The sequence below is a fragment of the Serratia plymuthica NBRC 102599 genome, assembly GCF_001590925.1.
Lineage (GTDB): Bacteria > Pseudomonadota > Gammaproteobacteria > Enterobacterales > Enterobacteriaceae > Serratia > Serratia plymuthica.
Genome location: NZ_BCTU01000041.1, coordinates 25,742 through 34,771, shown reverse-complemented (window position 1 = coordinate 34,771; position 9,030 = coordinate 25,742). Strand labels below are relative to the sequence as shown.

Annotated in this window: 9 protein-coding genes; 3 read left to right on the top strand and 6 right to left on the bottom strand. The window is 55.8% G+C overall.

Going from position 1 to position 9,030, the window contains the following annotated elements; all coding sequences use genetic code 11:
• Positions 1-32 precede the first annotated feature (32 nt).
• Positions 33-842, top strand: a complete 810-nt coding sequence (mutM, locus tag SPL01S_RS23030) for a bifunctional DNA-formamidopyrimidine glycosylase/DNA-(apurinic or apyrimidinic site) lyase (protein WP_013815027.1) — start codon at positions 33-35, stop codon at positions 840-842.
• Here mutM and coaD read toward each other — a convergent pair whose 3' ends face one another.
• Genes coaD through waaA form a run of 3 tightly spaced genes read right to left on the bottom strand, consistent with a single transcriptional unit; the run spans position 843 to position 3,383 of the window.
• Positions 843-1,328, bottom strand: a complete 486-nt coding sequence (gene coaD / locus SPL01S_RS23025; RefSeq protein WP_062789450.1) for a pantetheine-phosphate adenylyltransferase — start codon at positions 1,326-1,328, stop codon at positions 843-845.
• Positions 1,329-1,331: 3 nt separating this feature from the next.
• Positions 1,332-2,105 (bottom strand): glycosyltransferase family 2 protein, encoded by a 774-nt coding sequence (locus SPL01S_RS23020; RefSeq protein ID WP_063203007.1) that lies wholly within the window; start codon positions 2,103-2,105, stop codon positions 1,332-1,334.
• Positions 2,106-3,383, bottom strand: a complete 1,278-nt coding sequence (gene waaA, locus SPL01S_RS23015) for a lipid IV(A) 3-deoxy-D-manno-octulosonic acid transferase (protein WP_006328922.1) — start codon at positions 3,381-3,383, stop codon at positions 2,106-2,108.
• Between the two features lie 125 nt (positions 3,384-3,508).
• On the opposite strand from waaA, the gene SPL01S_RS23010 reads away from it, so the two are divergent.
• On the top strand, positions 3,509-4,522 hold the full coding sequence (locus tag SPL01S_RS23010) for a glycosyltransferase family 9 protein (protein ID WP_063203005.1): 1,014 nt from the start codon (positions 3,509-3,511) through the stop codon (positions 4,520-4,522).
• A gap of 33 nt (positions 4,523-4,555) precedes the next feature.
• Here the strand turns inward: SPL01S_RS23010 and SPL01S_RS23005 are convergent, their stop codons facing one another.
• From SPL01S_RS23005 to rfaQ, 3 genes are read right to left on the bottom strand one after another with little or no spacing between them, the layout of a single operon-like run.
• A complete protein-coding gene (locus SPL01S_RS23005) occupies positions 4,556-5,653 on the bottom strand; it encodes a glycosyltransferase (RefSeq protein ID WP_063203003.1) in 1,098 nt (365 codons plus the stop codon).
• A gap of 2 nt (positions 5,654-5,655) precedes the next feature.
• Positions 5,656-6,783, bottom strand: coding sequence for a glycosyltransferase family 4 protein (locus SPL01S_RS23000; protein WP_063203001.1), 1,128 nt, complete (start codon positions 6,781-6,783; stop codon positions 5,656-5,658).
• A complete protein-coding gene (gene rfaQ, locus SPL01S_RS22995; RefSeq protein WP_063202999.1) occupies positions 6,780-7,862 on the bottom strand; it encodes a putative lipopolysaccharide heptosyltransferase III in 1,083 nt (360 codons plus the stop codon). Before rfaQ ends, SPL01S_RS23000 begins: the two co-directional genes overlap by 4 nt.
• Positions 7,863-8,073: 211 nt before the next feature.
• On the opposite strand from rfaQ, the gene SPL01S_RS22990 reads away from it, so the two are divergent.
• On the top strand, positions 8,074-9,030 hold the full coding sequence (locus SPL01S_RS22990; RefSeq protein ID WP_006328908.1) for a polysaccharide deacetylase family protein: 957 nt from the start codon (positions 8,074-8,076) through the stop codon (positions 9,028-9,030).

The following is a 9,030-nucleotide window of genomic DNA, read 5'->3' as shown; positions in this document are numbered from 1 at the left end:
ATAAGGGTAGAAAACCGACGGGAGAGCGCCAGATGCCTGAATTACCAGAAGTTGAGACCAGCCGACGTGGTATTGAACCTTATCTTGTCGGCCATAGCATTCAGTATGCGGTGGTGCGTAACGCGCGGCTGCGCTGGCCTGTTTCCGAGCAAATTCTGGCGCTGAGCGACCGGCCGGTACGCAGCGTACAACGCCGCGCCAAGTATCTGCTGATTGAACTGGACCACGGCTGGATTATCGTCCATTTGGGGATGTCCGGCAGCTTGCGTATGCTGGCTGAGGAAACCGAAGCCGGTAAGCACGACCATGTTGATCTGGTGATCAGCAACGGCATGACGCTGCGTTATACCGATCCCCGCCGTTTTGGCGCCTGGCTGTGGTGCGAAGACCTGGCGAACAGCAATGTGCTGGCCCACCTTGGGCCGGAACCGCTAAGTGAAGCCTTTACTGGCGCCTACCTGTACGAAAAGTCACGCAATAAGCGCACGCTGATCAAACCCTGGCTGATGGATAACAAGCTGGTCGTAGGGGTTGGCAATATCTACGCCAGCGAATCACTGTTCACCGCCGGGATCCTGCCCGATCGCCCGGCCGGTTCGCTGAGCAAAACGGAAGCTGAGTTGCTGGTGGAGACTATCAAGGCGGTATTGCTACGCTCGATTGAGCAAGGGGGGACCACGCTGCGCGATTTCCTGCAGTCGGACGGTAAACCAGGCTATTTCGCGCAAGAATTGCAGGTGTATGGTCGTGCGGGTGAGCCTTGCCGCGCGTGCGGCACGCCGATTGAATCCGCTAAACACGGGCAGCGCAGTACCTTCTTCTGCCGCCGCTGCCAACGCTGATTATTGTGCGGCGAGCCTTTCCATCAGTGCCTGGGTGACCACGTCCGGCAGGAAAGGTGCGATATCGCCGCCGTGGCGCGCCACTTCCTTCACCAGGGAGGAAGAGATAAACGACCACTCTTCGGAAGGCATCAGGAACACGCTTTCCAGCGTTGGCATCAGGTGGCGGTTCATGTTCGCCAACTGCAATTCATATTCAAAGTCAGACACCGCACGCAGGCCGCGCACCAGAATATTGGCATTTTGGTGGGCGGCAAAATGCGCCATCAGCTCACTGAATCCCAACACTTCGACATTATCCAGATGCGATGTCACCTGGGTGGCTAACGCCACGCGCTCTTCCAGCGTGAACAGCGGTTTTTTGCTTGGGCTGGCGGCAATGGCCAGAATGACGTGATCGAACATCAATGACGCGCGCGTCACCAAATCCAGGTGGCCGTTAGTCAGGGGATCGAAAGTACCGGGATAAATGGCTTTACTGGTCATGATTCACTTCTCTGAAGAGTTGCGGCCCAATGCCCACAATGCGGCATATTTATTGAAGGTATATTGCGCGTTGACCACGGCTAACAGCAACCCCTGTTTACCGTCGAGGAAGCCGGCGCGCAGCAGCCAGGTTTTGCAGAAGGCGCCGAAAGTATGAGTCAGTATGGAGGAGTAACCGCAGCGCTTGCCGGCCTGATGACGCTGATTGGCCCATTCTTCGGCATAACGCAGCTGCTTGCGCTGGAAAGCGAAAAAGTCGCGACAGGTCAGGTGTAGCAGATCGCCGCTGAGAGGCACCACTTTTGCGGCGCCGATATTGAGCGATTCATGCACCAGATCGTCGTTATAGCGATAGCGTCGGTTGGCGTACAGCCGGTTGACGCGATCCGGATACCACCCGCTGTGACGCATAAAACGTCCAAGGAACAGGTTGCGGCGCGCACAACTGTAGACCTGATTGTCGTCAGGCGCGGCCAAGGTCTGTTCAATCGATTGGCGCAGTTCGGGGGTGACGCGCTCGTCAGCGTCGATCATCAGAATATAGTCGTGGCTGGCGTAGCTTTGAGCCAATTGGCGCTGTTTGCCGAAGCCCTGCCAGTCGGTATGGACGAACACTTTGGCGCCGAGGTTTTCGGCAATGGCGATGCTGTCATCCTGGCTGCCCGAATCGAGAATGACCACTTCGTCCGCCCAGGCCACAGAGTTCAGGCAATCCGGCAGCAGCCCGGCTTCGTTCTTGGCGATGATCACCACCGACAGGCTTTTGCGGTCGCTCATTTAATGGCTCCGTGGCGGCAGGTGCGGTTCCAACAGTTGCAGCAGGCGCTGCAGCGCTCCCTGATTCTGATACAGCACTTCCACGGCGTGGCGGCCGTAATAGCGGCGATAGTCTTCGTCGGTGAGCAGAGTGGCGACTTCCTTGACCAGCGAGTCCTCGTCGGCCACGGTGATCAGCCCTTCGGCCTGCGATAACTTGGCGCAGATATCTTTAAAGTTGAAGATATGCGGCCCCATCAGCACCGGAATGGCGTGTGCAGCGGCTTCCAGCGGATTATGCCCGCCGCGTTCCACCAGGCTGCCGCCGACAAAGGCCAGGTCGGCAATGCCGTACAGCAGCATCAGTTCGCCCATGGTATCGCCAATCACCACCTGGGTGCTGCCGGAGGGGATTTCACCGCTGCTGCGCAGGGTGTAGCTGAAACCGGCTTTCTGCACCAGTTCTTTGGCGGTAGAGAAACGTTCAGGGTGACGCGGCACCAGGATCAGCAGCAGGTCGGGATGTTTTTCCAGCAGCTTGCGGTGTGCCGCCAGCAGAATGGTTTCTTCTCCTTCATGAGTGCTGGTCGCGATCCACACCGGGCGACGCGGCGCCCATTGGCGGCGTAACGTGATCGCGCGTGCAGCCAGCTCGGGAGTGACGGAAATGTCGAATTTCAGGCTGCCGGTCACGGTCAGCTGCGAGCGTTTCAGGCCAAGTTCGATAAAGCGTTCGCCATCTTCCTGATTTTGCGCGGCGATTAGCGTAATGCGGCGCAGCATATCGCGGACAAAACCGCCGATTTTTTTATAACCGGCGGCAGAGCGAGCGGAAAGGCGTGCGTTGGCGATCACCAGCGGGATCTGACGCTGATGCAGTGCGTTAATCAGATTTGGCCACAGCTCGGTCTCCATGATGATAACCAGCTTGGGGTTCACCTGATCGAGGAAACGGCGCATGGAGCCGGGCAGGTCGTAAGGCAGATAAACATGATGAACGTCTTTACCGAAAGCGGACTGAACGCGCTCTGAACCAGTTGGCGTCATCGTGGTCACAGTAATCGGTAAATAGGGATAGCGGTGGCGCAGCGCGCGGACCAACGGGATGGCTGCCAGCGTTTCCCCCACGGAGACGGAATGCAGCATGATGCCGCCCGGCACCACTTTTCCGGCGCAGAAGCCATAGCGTTCTGCCCAGCGTTTACGGTAGGCTGGAGCTTTGCGGCTACGCAGCAGTAAGCGGAGCCAGATCAGGGGTTGGATGAGGTAGAGTAGTACCTGATATAAACGCAGCAACATTCTATCAATTTCATTTATATGGGTTAGTCAGAATAGTACCATAACTGGAAGGGAAAGGCGCTAATTTGGTAACCTTTGGTGTCAGTTTTAGACAACAGGCGAGAGATTTCGCTGATAGGCTTGGAATGAAGAATATTTTAATTATTCGCCGTGACAATATTGGCGATCTTGTTTGTACGACTCCTTTGATTGAAGGGGTGAAAATTGCCTATCCGGATGCCAAACTTTATCTGTTAATCAATAAAGTCAGCCAGGATGTCGTTAAAAACAACCCGCACCTTGAAAAGGTTTTCGTCTATAAAAAGGCAAAGCACAAGGCGAAAAATGAAACGACATTAGGGGTTTATTTTGAGCGTTTGATGATTTTTATTAAGTTGCGAAAAATAAAATTCGACGCGGCGATCCTGGCCAACCCGGTTCCTTGCAAGTACAGCCTGCGGTTGGCGAAAATGGCGGGGGTAAGCAATATTATCGGCGCAGATTTAGGTACGTCTGATATTCATCATCCTTTCCGTAAGGAAAATTTCAGCGGCAAGCATCAGGTAGAGCATACTTACAGCTACTTATCGGCGATTACCGAACAGCGCATCCCGATCCCGCCGGTCCGCGTGTTTTTGGCCCCGGAAGAGCGTCAGCAGGCGGCGCAACGTTTGCAGAAACTCTTGCCGCCTGTCGGGCGAGTTTGCGCGGTCCATATCAGCAGTCGCAGCCCTAAACGTCGTTGGCCGATAGAACGCTATGCCGAAATTATCAATCGCTTAGTCGCCGATCAGAACACCGCAGTGCTGATTTTCTGGTCCCCGCAAGGCACGCTGACGCCTGATGATATCGGTGACCAAAAACGTGCAGAGCAGTTGTTGGCGCTGTGTCAGAATGAACGCGTGGCGCTTTACCCGACGGCCTCGGTGAGGGAATTACTGGCCGGTTTTGATTTATGCGACAGGGTATTGTGCAGCGATGGCGGGCAGATGCATCTGGCTGCGGCGTTGAATAAAGATATGGTGGTCTTTTTTGGCGATACGGATAAAGAATCCTGGCATCCCTGGACGGGGCGTTATCACATTCTGCAGACCGAATCGGGTGATTGTATTGATGTGTCCGTTGACGATGTCTGGCAAAAAATACAAACGTTCGATTAATTAAAGTAAGGGCAGGGAATTCCCTGCCCTTATTTATTTCTTGAGCGCCAAATAGCGCTGACAAATAGATTTTAGTCCATAGTTCAGCAACTGCTGGTGATTAATCTCCGGAGGTTGGGCATAAATTTTTGCCATTTTTTCCGCCAGCGATTTTTCATTGAGGTCTGCCAGTGCGTTATCCATTCCGGCTTTTTCCAGAATTTCCGCAGGCCCCCCTGGACAACGGGTGCTGACCACCGGCGTACCGCATAACAACGCTTCCACCAGCACATTGCCAAAGCCTTCGCTGTCGGAGCTGAGCACCAGCAGCGATGCGTGCCGAATAAAGGGATAAGGGTTGGCCTGGAAGCCGAGGAACAGTACGCGGTCGGCGATGCCCAACTGATTGGCCAGCTGTTTCACTTCCCCTACGTTGGCTTCGCTGCCGGCGCCAATCAGTGCCAATGGCGCCTGTATGCCCGATTGCGCATAGGCTTTCAACAGGCGATCGTGCCGCTTGTGCGGATGAAAGCGCCCGACGTGCACCAGATATTCCTGACCCGCCAGTTCACAGGGTTCCGCCGCCTGTTGTTCGATGGCGGCAATATCAAACGGATTGTTGATGACTGCCAACCGGTTCGGGTGGATAGGCAGGTTTTGTTGCAGATCGTCCCCGACGGCCTGTGAGACGGCGACGATATTTTGGCCCTGATAAACGCCGGCGATTTTCCGCTGTTTCAGCCAGCGATCCAGGCCCTTGCGATGGCCGAGATAAGAAGTCGATAGCATGCCGTGGATGCAAAACCACAGGCGATCCGAGGAGAGCAGCTTGCTGCGGCTGACGATGCGATCGGTTTTATGCAGGTTCGAGAACACCAAATCATAGGCACCCTGCTGGCGTTCGTTATCGGCGATCACCCGATCCAGCGCGGCGGCGCGGCGTGACAGCTCGGTCAGTTTTCGCCAGGGGGTGCGGCTGTGATCCGCAACCACCTGATAATGAACGCCGGCCGGGATAGGGTAGTTACAGACGTCGCGAAGCGAAATCAGGCTGACGTCATTGCCCATTTCCTGCATGCCCTGACACAGCGTCAGCACCACTTTTTCTGCGCCGCCGCCGGGCAGGCCATCGATAATCATCAAAATACGCATAGTTAATCCAGCAGCCGGTTATAAAGGGAGATCAACTGTTCCGACAGGTGCGCCGGGGTGGCAGACATGATACGTGCTCTCGCGGCTTCACCCATGGCGGAACCCAGTGCCTGGCGTGGCAATGCCTTGATCGCCGTGACGAGGGCGGGGACATCCAGAGCATCGGTAACGAAGCCGTTTTGCCCTTGAGCGATAAATTCCGCGCCGCCGCAGGTGGTGCTGGTGATGACCGGCAGACCGCAGGACATTGCCTCCAGAATCACGTTAGGGAACGGGTCGTACAGCGTTGGCAACAGCAGTGCATCGGCGGCCTGATAGAACGGCAGCGTCTGCTTTTGCACGCCCATAAACCGCACCCGATCGCCGCACCCTAGCGACTGTGCCAGCGCCTGATAGCGCTTTTCAGCCTTATCTTTACCGACGACCAGCAGATAACTGTCCGTGGCCGCGACAGCGCGGATGGCGGCGGCCAGCCCTTTGCGCTCAAAGCCGGAGCCGACAAAAATCAGGCAGTGCGCCTGTTGAGGGATCTGGTGTTGCCGACGCAATTGCTGCCGCTGCTCGGCCGTGGCCGGCAGAAATTTTTGATTATCAATGGCGTTGTAGATCACCGTGATTTTATCGGCCGGAACCCCAAAGTCGTCGATGATTTCCTGTTTAATCATTTCCGCATTGCAGATGACCGCTTTCAGTTCCGGCGCGGCATACATCGCACGTTCCGCACACATTACGTAACGGTGATAGCGGTTGGAGAACAGCCATTTGCGGCGCCAGTCGGGCAGCAAACGCGCTCTTTGCAGCAACCAGCGGCGGTGAACGCCATCGCCGGCGCGGTAAATATCACAGCCGGGGATACGCTCGTGGCTCTGCACCAGATCAAATTTCTCTTTCTGCCACAGCGCTCTGGCGGCCTCGGCAAAACCGCGCTCACGGCTGATGCGCCCAAGCTTTATCGGATTGCACAAATGAATATGCCAGTTCGGATGGGTTTCACCCTGCCATTCGCGGGTGATAACGTTCAGATCGAGGTTCTGTTGCTCCAGTGCTTCCAGAGCGCGTGAGACGAAACGCTCGGCGCCACCGTCCGGGCGATACTTTTGACGAACGATCGCCAAACGAAATGCTTTCATGCTAGCCGGCTCCGCGCGGCTGCAATCACCGCGTCTGTAGGGATAAGGTCCAGGTAACGTTCATCGGTGCCGGTGTTGATGGCGTCCGGATCGGGTAAGGTGCCGAAGTCCCCGGCCCATATCACGCAGCCATTAACCTGCCATGGGCGCCAAAACACCAGCTTGGAAGGGCCAAACAGTGCAATGCAGGGTGTCTGCAGCGCAGCGGCCATGTGCATGGGCACCGAGTCTACACCGATAAACAGTTTAGCGTGGTCGATCAGGGCGGCAAGCTGACGCAGCGTTAACTGGCCGGCCAGCGAAACGACTCCCTGCGGCGGGCAGAGCGCCAGAATGCGCTCCACCATTTCCCGCTCTTTTTTGTCCGGCCCAGAGGTGATCACCAACCGGTGGCCGTCGGCCTGCAACGCGCTGACAGTGGCGGCCATTTTTTCTTCGCTCCAGCATTTGAAGAACCAGCGGGACGTAGGTTGTACCACGATATAATCGCCGGTAATGCCCTGCTGCCGTAACAACTGCTCGCAGGTCTGCCAGTCCTGCGGCGGATAGCTCATGGTCACCTGCTGGCTGAGGGTCGGCAGACCGAGCGGCCGCAACAGGGACAGGTTCTGTTCAACGGTATGCAACCGCGCGTGATCGCTTACCGGCACCAAATGCGTGTGGCAATGGCGCCATAAGAAGCCTCGCCGTTTGGGCAAATCGAAACCCAGCCGAATGCGCGCGCCGGTCAGGTGGGCGATAATGGCGCTGCGCCATTGATCGGCCAGATTGACCACCAGATCGTAACGTTGGCCTTTGAGCTGCCGGATCAGGTTAAGTTCGTGGCGCAGATGAGCTTTCGTACCCTGTTTTTTCCACTGGCGATCGATAACGAAGACATTCGACAGCGCCGGGTGGCTGGCCAGCATATCCTGGGTTTCTTTATACAGCAGCACGTCGATCTGCGCCTGCGGGTAGTTTTGCCGCAGGGTATTGATGACCGGCGTGGTCAGCAACATGTCGCCGTGATGGCGAAGTTTAACGATCAGAATACGCTGTATCGAAGTATCAGGAGCTAGGGCTGGCGCGTCGTTCATCATGAGTCGCTTTCAGGGAAACCAATATTTGATTCTAAATGACCCGATCGCATGTGGCTACTGTTGCACGGTTTTCTTGCCGCGAAGTGAAAAAATAGCGCGAAGGAGAGACAAAAGGTCTTCAACGTTGTCCAAACCAGGCAGTAAAGTCGTTTGCCCTGGCGAAACGCCCTGCGTAACATAATGCATTCTGTTGATATCAGGCTCGATATTTATGACTAAACCGGCGTTTCTCATCACCATTGATACCGAAGGCGACAATCTGTGGCAAAACCACGATCGTATTTCGACCGAAAACACGCGCTTTTTGCCGCGCTTTCAGGCGTTGTGTGAGAAATATGGCTTCAAGCCGGTGTATCTTACCAACTATGAAATGGCGGTAGATGCCGAATACGTCGAGTTTGCCCGCGATGTGATTGCGCGCGGTACCGGGGAAGTAGGAATGCACCTGCACGCCTGGAACAGCCCGCCTCTGACGCCGTTGACCGACGATGACTGGCGGCACAAACCTTATCTGATCGAATACCCGGCCGAACAAATTCGCGCCAAGGTCGATCATATGACCAAGCTGCTGGAAGATGCCTTCCAGACCAAAATGCTCAGCCATCGCGCCGGGCGCTGGGCGTTTAACGAGTACTATGCGGCGTTGTTGCTGGAATATGGTTATCAGGTAGATTGCTCGGTCACGCCACGCGTCAACTGGCAATATTCGCCGGGCAACCCGCAAGGGAACGGCGGTACCGACTACCGGCACTTCCCGTCGCAGGCCTATTTTATCGATCCGGAAAATATCGCCGCAGCGGGAGCCTCAACGCTGTTGGAAGTGCCGATGAGCATCCAGTATAAGCATTCTGCGCTGATGAATACGCTCAAGCAGGGTTATGATCGGTTGCGTGGCAAGCAGCGTTCGCCGTCGGTAAACTGGTTGCGGCCAAGCGGCGGCAATCTGGAAAAAATGCAGCAGGTGGCCGAACGTTGCCTGTTGCAGGGACATGACTACGTCGAGTTTATGCTGCACTCTTCCGAGTTTATGCCCGGCGGCAGCCCGACGTTTAAAACCGAGCAGGATATTGAAGTGCTGTATCGCGATTTAGAGCAGTTGTTCGCCTGGCTACAGCAGCGTACGGTGGGCATGACGCTGGCCGAATATTATCAACTTAAAGTGAACTGA